General features: G+C 68.8%; 10 protein-coding genes. 1 reads left to right on the top strand and 9 read right to left on the bottom strand.

The window, feature by feature from the left end; genetic code table 11:
- Positions 1 to 373: 373 nt before the first annotated feature.
- The 5 genes from ACZ5NJ_RS19990 to ACZ5NJ_RS19970 form a co-directional block, all read right to left on the bottom strand.
- A complete protein-coding gene (locus ACZ5NJ_RS19990) occupies positions 374 to 1,177 on the bottom strand; it encodes a hypothetical protein (protein ID WP_468766358.1) in 804 nt (267 codons plus the stop codon).
- A 68-nt stretch (positions 1,178 to 1,245) separates the two neighbouring features.
- Positions 1,246 to 3,378 (bottom strand): UvrD-helicase domain-containing protein, encoded by a 2,133-nt coding sequence (locus ACZ5NJ_RS19985; protein WP_468766357.1) that lies wholly within the window; start codon positions 3,376 to 3,378, stop codon positions 1,246 to 1,248.
- A 64-nt stretch (positions 3,379 to 3,442) separates the two neighbouring features.
- On the bottom strand, positions 3,443 to 5,608 hold the full coding sequence (locus ACZ5NJ_RS19980; protein ID WP_468766355.1) for an AIPR family protein: 2,166 nt from the start codon (positions 5,606 to 5,608) through the stop codon (positions 3,443 to 3,445).
- Positions 5,609 to 5,672: 64 nt separating this feature from the next.
- Complete coding sequence (locus tag ACZ5NJ_RS19975; protein WP_468766354.1) at positions 5,673 to 7,262, bottom strand: serine/threonine-protein kinase; 1,590 nt, start codon at positions 7,260 to 7,262, stop codon at positions 5,673 to 5,675.
- A complete protein-coding gene (locus ACZ5NJ_RS19970; RefSeq protein ID WP_468766353.1) occupies positions 7,247 to 7,744 on the bottom strand; it encodes an ATP-binding protein in 498 nt (165 codons plus the stop codon). Before ACZ5NJ_RS19970 ends, ACZ5NJ_RS19975 begins: the two co-directional genes overlap by 16 nt.
- 166 nt (positions 7,745 to 7,910) lie before the next feature.
- On the opposite strand from ACZ5NJ_RS19970, the gene ACZ5NJ_RS19965 reads away from it, so the two are divergent.
- A complete protein-coding gene (locus tag ACZ5NJ_RS19965) occupies positions 7,911 to 8,105 on the top strand; it encodes a DUF397 domain-containing protein (RefSeq protein ID WP_468766352.1) in 195 nt (64 codons plus the stop codon).
- A gap of 92 nt (positions 8,106 to 8,197) precedes the next feature.
- Here ACZ5NJ_RS19965 and ACZ5NJ_RS19960 read toward each other — a convergent pair whose 3' ends face one another.
- From ACZ5NJ_RS19960 to ACZ5NJ_RS19945, 4 genes are all read right to left on the bottom strand, one after another.
- A complete protein-coding gene (locus ACZ5NJ_RS19960; RefSeq protein WP_468766351.1) occupies positions 8,198 to 11,392 on the bottom strand; it encodes a type I restriction endonuclease subunit R in 3,195 nt (1,064 codons plus the stop codon).
- Positions 11,389 to 12,648, bottom strand: a complete 1,260-nt coding sequence (locus ACZ5NJ_RS19955; protein ID WP_468766350.1) for a restriction endonuclease subunit S — start codon at positions 12,646 to 12,648, stop codon at positions 11,389 to 11,391. The genes ACZ5NJ_RS19960 and ACZ5NJ_RS19955 overlap by 4 nt, the downstream gene beginning before the upstream one ends.
- Complete coding sequence (locus ACZ5NJ_RS19950) at positions 12,645 to 14,636, bottom strand: type I restriction-modification system subunit M (RefSeq protein ID WP_468766349.1); 1,992 nt, start codon at positions 14,634 to 14,636, stop codon at positions 12,645 to 12,647. Before ACZ5NJ_RS19950 ends, ACZ5NJ_RS19955 begins: the two co-directional genes overlap by 4 nt.
- Positions 14,637 to 14,726: 90 nt before the next feature.
- Positions 14,727 to 16,895 (bottom strand): N-6 DNA methylase, encoded by a 2,169-nt coding sequence (locus ACZ5NJ_RS19945; RefSeq protein WP_468766348.1) that lies wholly within the window; start codon positions 16,893 to 16,895, stop codon positions 14,727 to 14,729.
- Between the last annotated feature and the right edge of the window lie 78 nt (positions 16,896 to 16,973).

Here is a 16,973-nt window from a genome sequence, read left to right as displayed (position 1 = left end):
CTCACCGCCCAAGGCAGGGCCTGTGGCGGCGACCCACCGGCGCCGCTGGTGGCGTTCGACTCCGAACTCGCGCCAGGCCCGGAAGTCGCGTGCGGCGGCTAGGTGTTCCGTCCAGTCGCCCAAGGAGGCGTCGCTCTGCTGGCGGGCGATCTGCGCCTGGAAAAACTCACCCAGCGCCGAACGGTCCTCTGGTGTGCAGGCCCAGCGGACTGGCGCGGGCGTTCGCGGGCCCAGACCAGTCCGGGCCGAAGCCTTGGAGGAGGACCGCCAGATTTCGCAGTCTGGCAGACTGACCGCCTCGGCTTCGGCTGGCCACAGCCCCACGTACTACATTCCGCCGAAGAGACCGACCTGCGAACTCATGGCGGTGGTATCAGCCCTTCTCCTGAACGCCCAACCATGACTCGAAGGCCATCAGCTGCTCGCCCACGACTCCGAGCGAGTATGGATCCGACTCGTACTGCACCGACAGATTGGCCTCGTAGAGCTTGTATACCGCCGGGGCCGTCTCCCCCGCCAAGGACGCCTCCTTCAGGGCCCGCGCCACCCTTTCGAGGTCCGTCCTGCGGAGGCCATCCGTGACCTCCGGCCACACGGTCTCCGCGAGGTGATCGCAGAGCTCCATCAGCAAGCGGCCCGCCCGTACCGCACGCTCGGAGATCGCTTCCTGCCTCGCCTCGTGCATATGGTCGGCAAGGTGGTTTTCGCGCTCGTCCTCGCTCTCCCATGAGCCGTCGTCGTAGATCTCCCTCCAGATCCCCTCGGCCCGATCCATCGCGGCCTGGAACTCTTGGTCGAGTTCTTCTTGTGTGAGTGTGGGATGCGATGCATTGACGTCCTTCAGAGCGATGATGAGCGCGTCCACGGACGTGGCAGGGAGAGCACGTCCGTCTCGTACCGCAGTCAACAGCGCGACCGTGTCGACAGCACGCCGAGTCTGTTCGCTGTCCACCAGACCCCACAGCTCGTAGGCGTATCCTTCGACAGCGGCGTAATTGTGATCGGCGATCTCTCCGTCGAGTTCCCCCGAGAGATTGAGGAGCGCCTCGCACACGCTCTCGATCTCATCCATGGCGCTTTCGATCTCCTCGTCGATCTTCTCGACGACTCGCAACGCCTCTTGAGCGTCCGTGACCTCATGTTCCAACCGGGCCACGCGGTCGGCGAGCTCGCCCATCTCATCTCCTCGTCATGGTTGTCGTGACACCGCAAACTGCTGTTGCGGGCGAGCCGGTGCGTTGCCGTTCACATCCCGGCGGTGAGGAGGAAGGGACTGGGGTCCCCCGCCCAGGACACGTACAGGTCGTCGCGGGCCCGGGTGCAGGCGACGAAGAGCAGGCATCGTTCCGCCAGCAGATCGGCTTCGTGCTGGAGCCGGTCGACGTCCACGGGCGTCACCGCCTTGCGAAACGGCACGGCGCCGTCATGGACACCGACCACCGCGACGCACCGGTACTCCAGGCCTTTGAAGGAGTGCATGGTGCCGACGTTCACCGCGTCTGCCACCTCCGGCCGGTCCGCCCGCAGCCGCTGAGCGCGGATGCCGGCCGCCGACAGACGTTCCGTCACCTGGTCGCAGGTCCGGTTGAAGCGGGCGCTCACGCCGATGTCACCGGGGGCGATGCCATCCTCCAGCCAACCACGCACGCGCGTGACGAGCGCGGCCAGCTCCGCCTCGGGGGAGCTGGCCGCATGGGTCTCGGGGCCGCTCCCGTGGAGGGCCGAACGGTAGCCGAGCAGGGTTTCGTGCCGGGCGTCGTCCTCAAGCTCCGCGAAGGGGCGTCCGACGAGGAGCGCGGTGGACCAGCTCAGGATCTCGTGCGTGGAGCGGTAGTTCTTGCGCATCTTCGCCGACCGCCCCGCGACTTTGATCCCGACCGCCTTCAGGGAGACTTTGCTGTCGTAGATCCGCTGGTGCGGGTCGCCCGCGATGAACAGGTCGTCCGGGCGCACCGGGACGGCGGCGCGCAGGAGGCGCCACTGGGCGGGGTGCAGGTCCTGGGCCTCGTCGACGACGAGGTGCCGGTAGCGCGGCCCGGTCCGCTCCAGCAGGTCCGCGGCTTCCGCGCAGGTACCGAGGTAGGTCCGCAGCCCATCGGCGGCCAACCGGGCGGCGAACTCCTCGATGGCACCCCAGACCGGCGGCCGGGCCGCCACCGGCAGCGCGCCGCCACGCCCTTTGCGCTCGGCGGTTTCGTACTGCTCGTACGCGCGCAGGTTCTGGGCAAGAACGACGTGCCTGTACTCCTGGGCGAGGAACTGCAGGCTCCCAGTGAAGCCCGCGGCCCTGGCGGCCTGCTGCCAGCGGGCCGGCTCCTCGTCGGCGCGCAAGGGGCGACGCGACGTGGACAGCACCCGCCCGGCGAACGCGTCGACGGTCATGATGTCCACCCGGTCCCGGAGCGTCACGTCGTCGACGAGCTCGGCAAGACCCGCGCGCAGGGCGGCCACCAGTGCGTTGGTGTAGGTGGTGAGCAGGATGCGGTCGCCGTCGCGCAGGTGGCCGAGCAGGTGGCGTACGCGATGCAGGGCGACGACCGTCTTGCCCGTGCCGGGGCCCCCGGTGACCTGGGCCGGACCTGAGTAGGAGGGCCGGTAGGCCACCTTGTGCTGGGAGGGGTGCAGGAAGACCCGCCACGCGGCGAAGGGCTTGTCGAGGATCTCGCGGAGCTCCTCGGACCCGGTGACCAGCGCGATGCGGGTACGGGTGTGGCGGATGGCGGTCTCGTAGTCGGCCGGGTTCACGGGCTCCGAACTGTCGGCGGCGGCCAGGTTGACGGCCACCACGTCCCGCCACACGTCCTCCACCGTGAACCCGGCCGCGAGGTACTCCAGGACCTCGCGTTGGTCCTGTGGGAAGAAGGGCGCGAATGCCTCCAGCTGTTCGAGGGTGGTCAGGACCCGTGCCTGGCGCAGGGTGGTCTCGTCGATGCCCAGCGCGGCCAGGTCCCCGTCCGAGAACGCGGCGAAGAGGCGCCGCGCGGGTTCGGGCGCCACCCGCTCGTAGACCGGGGCGAGTTCCTCCAGGACGGCGATGTCCCGGATCTCGACGGCCCGGGTGACCGTGTTGATGCTCGCCTTCTGCTTGACCGCCCAGGCGTTGGCCTTGTCGTGCGGCAGGACCCGCAGCAGGACGTACGTGTCCCCGCTGTCGGGTGCGAGCACGACGCCACGGGTGCCCCGGTCGATCCGGATCGTCCGGATGTGCCGGTCGCGAGCCCCTTCGAGGGACTCCAGCTTCAGACCGGGGTCCTTGAACAGCTGGTCCAGGGTGAGCCGTTGGAACTTCTCCCAGGCATCGAACACGCCTTGCCGGACGGTCCCCTGGAGTTTGGGGAGCTGGGCGCAGAAGGCGATGTCGAAGGCGAGGTGGGGCATGGGTCGGTGGATCTCCTCACAGGATGCGAGAGGGCCGCGTGAGCGCCCCCCTTCGCCCGCATGGTCAGTCGTCTTCGGGACCCGGTCCCGGCTCTTCGAGCCCGTTGAGGACACGCCAGGCAAGGTCGGCAAGGGTCTCGCCGGTGGGAGCCACCCATCGGGCGGTGCCCTGGTTCGCCACTGGTTGTTCCGCCCATTCGGCGAGCTTCCACATGTGGGTGATCAGCCCGGAGGGCGAGTACCGCTTGCCGTCGGCCGCCCAGAGGACGGGCTTGGTCCGGTGCTTCACCCAGGTGGCACGAGAGCGCTTCTCGTCCTGGGCGAGCCAGTCCCGGAGCGCTTCTGCTTCCATCGGGTAGGCGGTGGTGAGGGTCAGCGGGTCACCTTCCTCAAGCACCCCTTGGTCGATGAGCACATGAACGGCGTTGGGGCGTCGGGGCTTGCGCTGTGCGGGGATGCGCCGGTACTTGTCCCGCGCGGCCGGGCTTCGCGGGTCTGCGGCAGCGTCGAGCACCCGGCCGGCGACTTCGCGGCAGCGGGCGACGTCCGCACACACGCCGCGGATCTGTGAGCGCTCGCCGTACAGCTCATCGATGACGGCGGCGACGGCGGGAAGCAGTTCCTTAATGAGGCCGGGCACGCGGACGAGGGCATCCGCCGCCCATTCCAGCTGGGGGTCGGGTTCGTCGATCGATTCGGTGTCCAACCGCTGGAAGACCAGGTGGGCGAGGAGGTACACGCCGTTGTCGATGAGGGCCGCGCCCCGTCCCTCGTAGCGCGGCCGCAGGGCGTGGAGGGCACTGCGTACGGCGCGCAGGACCCTCACGCTGTTCCATAGGAGGTAAGCGCCCGGCTGGGGCCGGAAGAGCACGTCGTAGATGCCCTGGGAGCCACGTTCCCACAGGACATCGAGGGTGGTGGCCATGCGGGCCGCGTACTGGCTGTCAGGGTGCGCGCACGCCAGGGCGCACGCGGCCTCGACCACCGAGCAGCCGGTGGCCTCCGGGGGTTCCAGCTCACCGCGCCGGACGCTGTAGTCGAGTCCGAGTTCGGCGCGCATCTCCTCCAGGATGGCGGCCTGGACAGGGTCGAGCGTGATGAAGTCGCGTGCTTCCACCCGGTTCTGCCGGTTGGTGGCCTGGGTGGTCCTCTTGGCGAAGTCGACGGCCTTGCCCGTCACGATGATCCGTACGGGAACCTGCGCGGAGGCCGCGTCTTCGTCCGCGGCGACCGCGTCCGCGACGGATCGGACCGTCTGGGCGCCGTTGACGACGCTTGCGTTGTGCAGCGTGAGTGTGAGCGGGGAGGCGTGAGGCGTCCGCATCGACTGGTACGTCTTGTCCACCGACTCGCACAGGACGGTGATGCCGTTGTTGAAGTACAGAAAGTGCGCCGGCTCCTCCGTGAGCGTCTCGATCAACTCGTTGTTGATCGAGGTCCGTCCCAGAGGGTTGCGGATGTTGAGGTTGAAGAGGTGGGAACCGTGTTCGGCCCATTCGGCGATCAGCTCCGCCGAAACGACGCCCTGGTACGAGTCGTAGGGGGTGTTGACCGCGAACCAGGGGAAGAGGACCGTGGTGAGCTCGACGGGCTTGGGAGCGAGGTCATCGCGCACCGAGGCCCACACATCCGGGGCCAGGATGATCCGGTGGTCGAGAAGTTCACCGAACCGGTTGAACTCCTTCTCACCGTTGACCAAAGCATGTCGGAAGCCTTCGATGACCTCATCCGTGCGCATGAGCACCACGACCTGGGTGACGGGTACGGGTCCCTTCGACATGACCGCCTTCGCCTGCTCGGCCAGCTGGCGCCCCCGCGGGTTGAACGGCGAGAAGTCCTCGTCGTCGATGAGCCGCAGGCCCGCCAGCAGTTCGAGGACGGCCTCCCGCTCGCTCTTGGCCTTCCCGTACTGGCTCCACTTCGCCTGGACGAGGTAGATGTGCGGATCGGGGCCGTCCACCACCGCGATCGCGTCGATTCCCTGGTCCGCGATGCCGTCTATGACGGTGTCCGCGGCCTCCTGCGGACTGAAGCCGGTCACCATCCGCACGGCCTGCGCCGTCAGCGCGCGCGACAGCAGTCGCGGGTCCCGTTCCTGAGATGGCTTGCCGTCCAGATCGCTGACGTGCAGAAGACCCGGGTCCACGTAGACGCTCCGGAGTGCCTTCTCCACCTGACGCACCTGGAGCGCGACGCTCTCGCCGCTGTCCGCGGCCCTCTTCCCGCTCATGGTCTTCCCTTCGTTCTGGACCCCTGCCAAAGCCCGATACGGCCGATGAAGCCCTGAGGTCGGTTCAAGACCTTCCGGTCCCGTCGAGGTCGAGGCGGATCAGCGCCAGCGCCTCGGCGATCTCCGTGGTCATTTCGTCCTGGGACCCGTAGACCAGGACGAGGTCGGCGTGGAGCGGTTCGAGGACGGCGTGGGCCTCGGCCGCCCGGCCCTGTGCAAGGAGCAGCATGCCGATGTCGCGGCGCAGTTCGAGGGCTTCCTCGCTGGCGTCGCTGTCGACGGACCGTACGACGCCCAGTACCGCTTGCAGCGCGGCGAGCGCCTCCGTCACCTGACCGAGTTCGGCACGGCAGCGGGCGGCCTGGGCCCGGCAGGCACGGGCCTGTTCGCTGCTGGGGCCGTTGATGCGGCCGTACGCGTCGGCCAGCGCGGCGAATTCGGGCAGCGCGGCCCGGTAGTCACCGCCGAGGAGCTGGATGGCGGCCCGCTGGGTGCGCAGCTCCAGCACCGACCGGCTCTCCGCGCCGAGCAGGCGGGCGGCCGGTTCGATGACCTCGCCGAGTACCTCGGCGGCCTGGGCGAACCGCTCCTCCTCCAGGAGGGCGTCGGAGTGCGCGTACGCCTCCTTGATCTCGGCCCGCATTACGGCCGGGACGGCGAGGGGTTCGGCGGCAGGGATTCCCGGAGCGGGGGCTCCCGCCGCGCCCCGCGCGCTCTGGGCCCGGGCACGGGGGGCGTACGGATGGCGGAACAGCCCGGTCGGGTCAGGCGCACCGGCCGGTCCGGCTTCGCCAGGCGCCGGTGCCTGGCCGGCCCCGGGCAGGAAGGGCCGCAGCCGCTCGTACACCTCCTGGATGTCGGCGGGCCGCGCTTCGGGGGCCTTGCGCAGCAGGTGGAGAACAAGCTCCTCCAGCGCGGTCGGCACCTCGGGACGCAGCTGCCGAAGCGGGGTGGGGGCTGCGCTGACGTGCTGATACATGAGCAGGAACTCACTGTCCGCCTGGAACAGCAACCGCCCGCTGAGCAGCTCGTGCAGCACGCACCCGAGGGCGTACAGGTCGGTCTGCGGGGTGATCCGGCCACCACGGACCTGCTCGGGCGCCATGTACTGCGAGGTCCCGATGGGCGTGCCGGTCGCGGTCAGCTTGGTCGCGTCGTTGCGCAGGATGGCCGCGATGCCGAAGTCGAGGACCTTCACCGTGCCGTCGCGGGCGACGAGGATGTTGCCCGGCTTGAGGTCCCGGTGGATGGCCGGCACCTCGTGGGCGTGCGACAGGACCGTGGCCACCTGGGCGGCGACGGCCGCGGCCCAGCTCACGGGCAGCGGCCGGGCCGGGTCCATGTAGCCGGACAGCTGGACGCCTTCGACCAGCTCCATGACGAGGAACAGCCGCTCGTACGTGTCGTCGAGGACCGCGTCGTACACCTGGGGGACGCCGGGGTGCTGGATCCGGGCGGTGATCCGGGCCTCACGCCGGAACCGTTTGGCGAACTCCTCGGCGAGCTGTGGTGAGGTGACGGACTGCTGCCGGATCAGCTTCACGGCGACGGGCCTGTCCAGCACGGCGTCATAGCCGCGCCAGACATCGCCCATGCCACCGTGGCTGATTTCCTCAAGGAGTTCGTACCTCCCGGCGATCACCTGCTGCGACACCTTGCTCCGCCCCCGTCGCGTCCGCGCGCCGGCGTGCGTACACAGGTGGTGTCGGCCGGCCCGACATGCCAGAACCAGTCTGCGGCGTGTGGCGATCTTCCGTCCAGTGAGGTTGGCCGGGTTCGTCGGCTATGGCCGAGAAGCGTCCATGACGTCGAGGTTTCGCCCCCTCCCCCGTCGGTCCGGTCCGGGCCCGGCGGGCAGGTAGCGGGCTCGGGGAGGCGTTCGCCGCGGGTGTCGGTCAACTCGATCCGTACGGTCGCGGGGTGCATGGCGGTGAGCCGCACGCGGAAGTCCCGGCTGGGGACACGGCCGTGACGGACGGCGTTCGTGGCGAGCTCGGCCACGAGCACGGTGAGGGTGTCCTGGGCCTCGGTGCCGTAGGAGAAGCCCCAAGCGTGCAGCCGCTCGCCCACAGGCGGCGCGCGTGCGGGGGTTGCGTGGTGGGGGTGGCACCGACGGGGTTGGTCGCCATGGTCCACGGTGAATCGTGGTGGCGTAGCGTGACCATGGGTGACGTACCGTCGCGTTCGGTGTGCGCGGGAGTCGGCGCGATGTACTTGCGTTGGAGGGTGACTGCGGTGCGGGACGATGACGAGGCCGAGGGGGAGCCGGTGGGGCAGCGCCCGGAGGACGAACCGGGTCGAGGTGTGTGACGGCGTTCGGGCGGCAACTGAAGTTGTTGCGGACCCGGGCCGGGCTGGGCTTCTCTGGCGGAAGAGCAGCTACAGCGGGGCAGAGGGCGGCGAGTGCGTCGAGGTGGCCACCGCATCCGGCACCGTGCACGTCCGGGGCTCCAAGCGGCTCACCGGCCCCGTGCTGACCGTGACCCCCGACGCCTGAGCCGGGTTCCTGGAGCTGACGGTCGGCCCCCGGGCACAGCCAAGCGTGGCCCGCGTACACCGCCACGGTGTACGCGGGCCGGCGCCGACTCCCTATGCCGCGTCGTCCACGCCCTCCTCGCGGCGGATCATCCGCCACGCGGCGCGGCGGGCGCTGCGGTCGAGGCTGGACTTGAAGTTCCGGTCGGCGCCGAAGTACTGGCGGCCAAGACCGGCGATGGTGTCGATGTGGTCGGCCATCTTGTCGGCGAAGATCTTGTCGAACACCTTCCCGAAGTTGTCCTCGTCGTTGACGACGGCAGCGGCCCGTACCTTCGCGTCGGCCTTGGCCTCCTCGAAGGGACGGATGACGTCCTGTTCGGTGAAGTCCGTGCCGAACTTGGCGTTGAACTTCTCGATCAGTTCCGACAGGAGCGACTTCTCCGCCTCCTTGGCACCGCCTTCGCCGTCGCCGAAGCCCGGCAGCGTCGCGGCCCCCTCGGGGCTGAGGGAGACGTCATGCTCGCCGGTCTTCTGCACCCGCAGGTGGCTGAGGTCCACCTCGCCGATGTCCACGCCGCCGTCGGTACGGCCCCGGAGCCGGGTGAGGAGGTAGCGGCCGTAGAGGTGCAGCCGTTCCAGGTCGGGGTCGTGGTAGGGCACGATCTGGGCGAGGAAGCCGTACTTGCGTACGTAGTCGTTGAGGTCGGCGCGGAAGTCCTCGGCCGTCTTGACGTCGTCCTCGTCCTCGTCGTTGTCGCGCAGGGCCTCGTAGCGGGTGACGGCAGGAGAGAGGAGCCGGTACAGCTCGGCGTGCAGCTTCTCCCACTTGGCCTGGGAGCCTGCGGCCTTCTCCTTCGCCTCGAAGTAGGCGGAGGCGAATTGGTCCATTTCCGGCTCGGAGATGATCGGCGCCGACATGACCCGGCTCTGGGCGGTGTAGAGCAGGTTGGGGTCCGAGGGGAGGGTTTCCGTCTCCTCGAAGTACGGGCGGAAGGCTTCCTTGATGTCCTCGGCGTCGTTGGCGAAGTCCAGGACGGCGAGGTCGGCCTGCGTCTTGCGTTCGGCGGTGCGGTTCAGCCGGGAGAGGGTCTGGACGGCCGAGATGCCGGTCAGCTTCTTGTTGACGTACATCGTCGTCAACAGGGGCTGGTCGAAGCCGGTCTGGTACTTCTCGGCGACCACCAGGATCTTGTACTCCTGCTGGCCCTTCGCTCCGGCCTTCACCGCCTTGTCGTCGGCGCGGGTGTAGCCGAACGCCTTGGGCAGTGCGCTCTCGGCGATGCCGCCGTTCTCCTTCGGCTCGGTGGTCTCCTCCCCGTCGATGGTGAGGGAGCCGGAGAAGGCGACGAGGACACCGAGATCCGGGTACCTGGTGTGGTAGTCGCGGTCCTCGATGTAGCTCTTGATGGCGCGCGCCATCTGGACGGCCGAGTGCCGGGAGGCGGTCACCACCATGGACTTGGCGCGGCCTCCGAGCCGGCCCCGGGTGTGGGCGACGAAGTGCTCGACGATCACCTGAGCGTGCTGGGAGACGGTCGAGTCGTGGGTGAGCGCGTACCGGGCGAGGAGGGAGTTCGCCTTGGCCGGGTCGACCTCCAGCTCGTCGCGGTTCTGGTTCACCAGCTTCCAGTACGTGCCGTACGTGACGTAGTTGCGCAGGGGGTCGAGGATGAACCCTTCCTCGATGGCCTGGCGCATGGAGTACGTGTGGAAGGGGCGGTAGGCCGCCTTGCCGTCGACTTCTCCTGGGGTACCGAAGAGTTCGAGGGTCTTGGCCTTGGGGGTGGCGGTGAAGGCGAAGTAGGAGAGGTTGGCGGCCTTCGACCGGTCCTCGGCCTTCTTCTTGAGCTGTTCCGTGACGGTGAGGGTGGTCGCACCGGCGTCCTCGGAGTCGGAGTCCAGGCCTAGGTCGCGCAGGGCGGCGCGTACGGAGGTGGCCGCGTCCCCCGACTGCGAGGAGTGGGCCTCGTCCACGATGATCGCGAAGGTGGTGCCCTTGATCTCGGTCGGGTTGCGCTGGATGTAGTCGAGCAGCGCGGGGAACGAGTGCAGGGTGACCGTGACGATCTTGCCAGTGTCGCGGGAGAGGGCGCGGGCGAGCTGTTCGCTCTTGGCACCGTGCTTCTCGTCGATCTTGACGACCAGGCCGTCCGTCTGGGAAAAGCTGCCGACCGTCTCGCGGAGCTGGGCGTCCAGGTTCCGGCGGTCGGTGATGACGATGACCTTGTCGAAGACGGGTTCGCCCGGCTTGATCAGACCGGCCGTCAGGGCCTCGGTGTTGAGGGTGCGGGGGTCGGTGTCGGCGTGCAGGTCGGAGAGGCGGTGGGCGAGCCATCCGATGGTGTTGGACTTGCCGGAACCGGCCGAGGCCATGATCAGGTAGTCCTGCCCGGCGCCGTGGGTGGCGGCGTGGGCGGTCAGCTTCTTGACGACGTCCCACTGGTGGTAGCGGGGGAAGATCGTGGTGCGGGTGGCGGCGCCACCGCCCGGGGTCTTGGACTTCGGCTTGGCCTGGTGGACGAAGCGCTGGAGGAGGTCCAGCCAGTTCTCCCGCGCCCAGACCTGCTCCCAGAGGTAGGAGGTCGCGTACTGGCCGAAGGCAGTGGGGGCGGGGTTGCCGGCGCCGCCGGGGCGGCCGGGGCCTTCGGAGCCGGTGTTGAAGGGGAGGAAGCGGGTGTTCTTGCCCTTGAGCGCGGTCGCGACGAAGACGAGGTCCGGGTCTACGGCGAAGTTGGCGATGACCCGGCGGGTGAAGATCAGCTCGGTGGGGTCGCGGTCGGTGCGGTACTGCTCCTTGGCGTGCTCGACGCCCTGGCCGGTGAGGGGGTTCTTGAGCTCGGCGGTGGCGACGGGGATGCCGTTCAGGAACAGGGTGAGGTCGAGCCGGTTGTGCCAATCGAGCTGCTTCGTGGCGTAGGGGAGCTCGCGGACGACGGTGAGGCGGTTGGCGCGGTAACCGTCGAGGCCGGAGTCGTCGGGGACCAGGTTTGGCTTGAAGTAGGCCACCCGGAGGAGTACGCCGCGGTCCTTGACGCCGTTGCGGAGGACGTGGAGCAACCCGTCGTTGGCGATGGCCTGGTCAAGGCGGCGTGCGAACCCGCGCTGAGCCTCGTTGGCGTCGCCGTAGACGGTCCGGAGCTCGTGCCACTCCTCGGCCTGGGTCTTGCCGATGAACTCGAACAGCTCCTGGGTGTCCAGCCCGAGGTCGGGCTGATACCCGGCGGGGCTGGCCGCGCGCCAGCCCCGCTCGGTCAGGACCGCGACTATGGCGGAGCCGAAGGCGGACTCGTCGTGGACGGGGCTCATACGGTGATTCCCTCCGTTACGTTGCGTCCGCTGGCGGTGGATACGTCGAACTGGCCGGTTACTGCGGCGGTGATTAGGGCCCGGCGGCGCTCGGCAAAGAGAGCCAACTGTCGCGCGATACGTGGGCGCAGCTCGTCCAGAGCAGCACGATCACGCGCAATCCGAGCCACGAAATCAGCTTGCGCATCGAGGCCTACATCAGGGATTGGCCATGCCTTAACTTCTTCGAACCGAATGTTCGCCATGGACTGAGAAGCCCCGTTCGATCCGGCCGAACAGAGCGCCCGAATTCGACCCCCTCGCGCAACGGCTTCCACGAATTCCGCCATGAGCCGCTGATCCAGACGCACACGGAAGATTTTGTCCGAAAGGAGCAACTTCTCCCGAATCCTTGGAACAACAGCGGCGGATCCTACAAGTTGGGGAGTGTTTGCCCGAACGATAAGCAGGTCCCCTTCACGCACTTCATTCTCCAGGTCAGGTACCACCTCGACCGGGAGCCTCTTATTTTCCTCGGAAATAAAGCGGCCAGGCCTCAGGCAGCTGACTTTGAGGACTCCCCATTCTCCATCAGCTGCCGGCACCGCCTCACACTGAGGACTGACTCCTTGGTCAACACCCATTAGAAAGCGGCGAAGCGGCACAGCACCGTTTCGATCGAAAAGCTCACCGATGGCCAAGTCGAGCTGAGCGGCTTCACGTTCGTCGAGCGTTCGCAAAACGTTTCGCTGAAGCGAGCTGAGGGTATCGATGCGGGCAGTCTCGGCGTCGAGGAAGTCAGCGATGCGGCACTGCTCGGCATGAGCGGGGACCCGGAGCTCGATATTCGCATACCGCTCCGCATTGAAGTTTTGGATTGTTGACGCCACTGATTCGGAGACGATCGTGTGCTGAAACGGTGCGCTACGGGCGGTGTAGGAGAGGAATCGGGCGTCAACCCCGGGTGCGGGGCGGAACCGGACGAGGTACCCGGCAAACGTGGAGCCTCGGTCACTCTCCCGCACTAGGTAGGACTGGCCAGGAGGCGTGCCACTGCGGGATAGAAGGAGGTCACCCGCCTGAAGCACAAAGCGGCCGTCAGGGCGTTCCGCCACGTAAACACCCTGGTCGGGTGGCGTCAGCGTGCCACTACTGATGTCCGTCGTCCGCAGGAGCCGTGTTCCCGACGGGGCGTAGCTCTCGCTGGAGATGTTCATTCCGTACTGGCCGGCATCGACACAGAGATTCTTGAGGCGGATGCTCTCCCAGTCGGTCATCCCGTCACCTCACCCAGGAGTGCCTGAATCTCCGCCTCCAGGGACCTCAGCTCCGCGTCGATCTCCGCCAGCGGCCTCGGCGGCTCGTACACGTAGAAGTGCCGCGTGAACGGGATCTCGTAGCCGATCTTCGTCTTCGTGTGGTCGATCCACGCGTCCGGGACGTGTGGGTGGACCTCGCGCTTCAGGTACTGCTCGACGTCCTCACCCAGCGGGACGTTCTCGTAATCCCGAAGGTCCGCGTCCGGTTCCGGCTCGCCCTTGATCTTCTGGACCTCGCCCTCGGGGTCGCGGACGCCGATCGTGTCGCGGACCGCCTTGGCGAAGGGGGCGCCCGTCGGCCAGAGGAGGCCGGCGCCGACGACCGCGTCCTTCAGGGCGACGAGCGCGTCGGACTTCTTGGACCACGACGAGCCCATCAGGGTGCGGACCGCAGCCATGAAGGAGTCGGCGTCCGCCAGTTTCTGGATCGGCTTGGCGGCGGCCAAGGCCGTCGCCGTCTCCTCCGTGACCTCGAAGCGGAGTTTCAGCGGGCGCTCGACCGTGATGCGCTGGTAGCCGAAGGCCTCGTTGTCGAAGACCTTGACCTTGGTGTGGAGGGGGTGGGCGGTGTCGGCCGCGATGTGGACGGCCTCCGCGGACAGCTTGGTCACGTCCGCGATGTGCTGCTTGCCCAGCTCCTTGCGCTTGTCGCCCAGCGACTTGCGCATCTTCTGCCACTGGTCGCGGGCGTCCAACAACACGACCTTGCCCTTGTGGTCCGGGGCCTTCCGGTTGGTGAGGATCCAGAAGTACGTGGAGATCCCGGTGTTGTAGAAGAGCTGGTCCGGCAAGGCGACGACCGCCTCCAGCCAGTCGTTCTCCAGGATCCAGCGGCGGATCTCCGACTCGCCCGAGCCAGCCGCGCCCGTGAACAGCGGGGAGCCGTTGAAGACGATGGCAATACGGGAGCCGCCGCCCCCCTTGACGTCCACCGGCTTCATCATCGAGATCATGTGCTGGAGGAAGAGCAGCGAGCCGTCGTTGATGCGCGGCAGGCCCGCGGCGAAGCGGCCGGCCTCGCCCAGGTTCTTGTGCTCGTACTCGACCTCGTCCTTGACCTTCTTCCACTCCACGCCGAACGGCGGGTTGGCCAGGAGGTAGTCGAACTTCTCGCGGCCGTGGCCAGGATCGCTGAAGGAGTTGCCGAAGGCGATGTGCTCCGGGTCCTGACCCTTGATCATCAGGTCGGACCGGCAGATGGCCCAGGACTCCGGGTTGAGCTCCTGGCCGTAGACCTCCACCGTGGCGTCCGGGTTCAGGGACCGGATGTACTCCTCGGCCGCCGACAGCATGCCGCCCGTGCCGCACGCCGGGTCCATCACCGTGCGGACCGCTCCCGGAACGGTGAGCGCGTCCCCGTCCGGTGCGATCAGCAGGTTGACCATCAACTTGATGACCTCACGCGGGGTGAAGTGCTCACCGGCCGTCTCGTTGGACTGCTCCGCGAAGCGGCGGATCAGTTCCTCGAAGATGTAGCCCATGTTGTGGTTGGGCACGACATCCGGGTGCAGGTCCAGGTCGGTGAACTTGCCGATGACCTTGTAGAGGAGGTCAGCGCCGTCCAGCCGCTTGATCTGCTGGGAGAACTCGTACTTGTCGAGGACCTCGCGGGCGTTCTCCGAGAAGGCAGCCACGTAGATCTGAAGGTTCTTCGCCGCGTTCAGCGGGTCCGCAGCGATCTTCTTCAGGGTCAGGTCGCTCCTGTTGTAGAAGGAGTGCCCCGAAGCTTTGCGCAGGAAGTGGGCTGCGTCGATGTCCTGATCCGCGAAGCGGGCCACGGTCTCCGTGACCTTCTCCCGGGTCGGCTCCAGGACGCACTCCAGGCGGCGCAGCACCGTGAACGGCAGGATGACCTTGCCGTAGTCGGACTGCTTGTAGTCGCCGCGCAGGAGGTCGGCGACGGACCAGACGTGGTTCGCCAGTTCCGTGTGCTTACTGCTGTTCAAGGGGGTTCCCCGGTTTCCTTCCGGACCGTCCCGCCCAATGGGAGCGGGTGCGGACAAGTTTGGTCGATGCGCGCGAAGTTCAGGTGCGGTTCAGGCCGGACCGATATCGGCAGGAGGCGGGGCCAGGGCCTCGGACGGGATCAGCGCGCCGCCCGTGAGGCCGCCGGTCAGCAGAGCGGCCGTCTCCTCCGCGAGCCGTGCCGCCCGACGGGCCCGCGCGCGCAGGTCGTGGACGTGCCGGAAGGCATCGCCGTAGCGGCGTTGGTCCTCCAACGGCAGGAGGGGGACGCGCAGCCGGCCCGGTACGACGTGCAGGACCGTGCTTCCCGTCGAGGCCCCCGCGATGTTGTCCGCCGCATCGATGAATCCGGCCAGGAACCAGGAATCGAGGCGGGCCGGGTCCGGCCGGAGCAGGTGGACGTGGGGGCCGAGGAGCGCGCCCGCGTCCGCCTCCTCGGCGACCCGGGCCATCGGGCCGGTGCCGCCCGCGATCCCCCGTACGAGGACATCGCCGACGGCGATCACCGGTGCGGCCTCGGAGCGGAGTTCCGCTGGCTCTCCGGTCGGCCCCGTGCCGCGCGCGATGTCCGCGCCCGTGAGGACCGGTGGCGCCGGGGCGGTGGGGGCACCGTCCACCTCCGTGCCGCCCTTCGGGTCCGGCACCGTACGGAGCAGGGTCAGGGCGCCGCCTCGGGCGAGGTCCGAGGCCGTGGCCGTACGCCACTGCCGGGCCGATGTGCCGGATTCGCTCCAGCCGGTGAGGTCCGCCGCGTGGAGGAGGGAGCGGGCGGCTTCGGTCAGTTCCCGGCGGCCGGTGTCCGTACGGGCGGACAGCTCGGCGGGGTCGACGTCCGCCCGGGCGGCGCGGACCTGGCGGGCGGGGGTGAGGTCGACGAGATCGTCGAGGAGGTCGACGACGGGGACCGCCTGCGCGGCGCCGGGCTCGGCAGTGAATCCGTCCGGGTCGGCGGTGAAGGCCTCCCAGTGGGCGAGCGTACGGGCCGTCAGGCCGGCCCAGTCGATCGGGGCACGAGAGGCACCCGTACGCGGCGAGCCCGCCGCCTGTTCCCCGGTGCCCGGCGAGGACGACCCGGCCGTATCGACGAACAGCACCGACTTGCGCTCCGGGCCGCCCGGCTCGGGCCGTTGCAGCACCCACAGCTGCAGGCCCACGTGCAGCGGCGGTGCAGCCCCGGCCGGGAGGGCCAGCACGGCCCGCACGGCGCCGCCGCGCACCAGCTCCGCCCGCACCCGGCGCCCGGAGGGGCGGGAGGCGGTGGCGGGCGGCAGGATCAGCACGGCCCAGCCGCCGGGGCCGAGGTGGGCGAGGCAGTGCTGCACCCAGGCGAGCTCGGATTCGGACCGGCCCGGTACGCCGTACGCCCAACGCGGGTCGTAGGCGAGCTCGTCGTGGCCCCAGTCGCGATCTCCGTACGGCGGGTTGCACACCACGGCATCCGCCGTCAGGTCGGCGAAGGCGTCCGCGCGCAGGCTGTCCCCGATGCGTACGGTGACCTCGGCCAGTGGCGCGGCGAGGCTCAGCCCGACCGTAGCGCGCTGGGCCTGAACGGGTACGGAGTCCTGGCCGAGGAGGGTGGTGGCGCCGCGCCCGGCGACGGCCGCCAGGAGCGCGCCGCTGCCGCAGGCTGGGTCCAGCACCCGCGCGACCCCGGCAGGGAGCAGTTCCGCGACCAGCTGCGCCAAGGGTTCGGGAGTTCCGTAGACGCCGGTCGCGGCGCTGTCCTCCAGTTCCCTTTCCGCGAGCACCGCAAGAGCGGCCGGACCGCCTTCCTCACGTACGCAGCGAAGGAGCGCGCGCAGGGTGGGGCCGTCGGACGCGGAGAACAAGGGACTGGCGGGCGTCGGGCCGGGGAGCGAGGCCAGGAGCTCGGCCACCTCTTCGGCGGCGCGAGCGACGAGCTCGGCGTCCGTGAGGTCGGCGAGCTCCGCCGTCTCTTCCGGGGAGCGGCGGGCGAGCGTGAGGACGAAGCCAATGCGGCCGGTCGTCCTGTCCGGGTCGGACGCCTGGAAGCGGACCTCGGTGCGCAGTGCCTCCCGGGGGTCGGCGACCTGCGTGTGACCGCGGGAGCCGAGCCATCCCTGGACCGCTCCGAGGTCGTAGAGCGGACTGGTCTCCGTGCCACCGGAGGGAGCGGGGAAGTCGGCGTGCCGTCGGCGCCAGTTGCTGACGGTTGCCCTGGTGACTCCGGCGATGCGGGAGATCTCCGCGGCTGTCACATGGGCTGTTGTCTCGGGCATGACCGGACGGCACCTCTCCTCTGGGCGAGCGGTTCACACTCTACACCACAACCGGAGCGGGAATTTATGTTTGACACT

Source organism: Streptomyces sp. NPDC032091, from assembly GCF_055580265.1.
The sequence above is the reverse complement of the archived record's forward strand: the minus strand, read 5'-3'. Positions and strand labels throughout refer to the sequence as shown.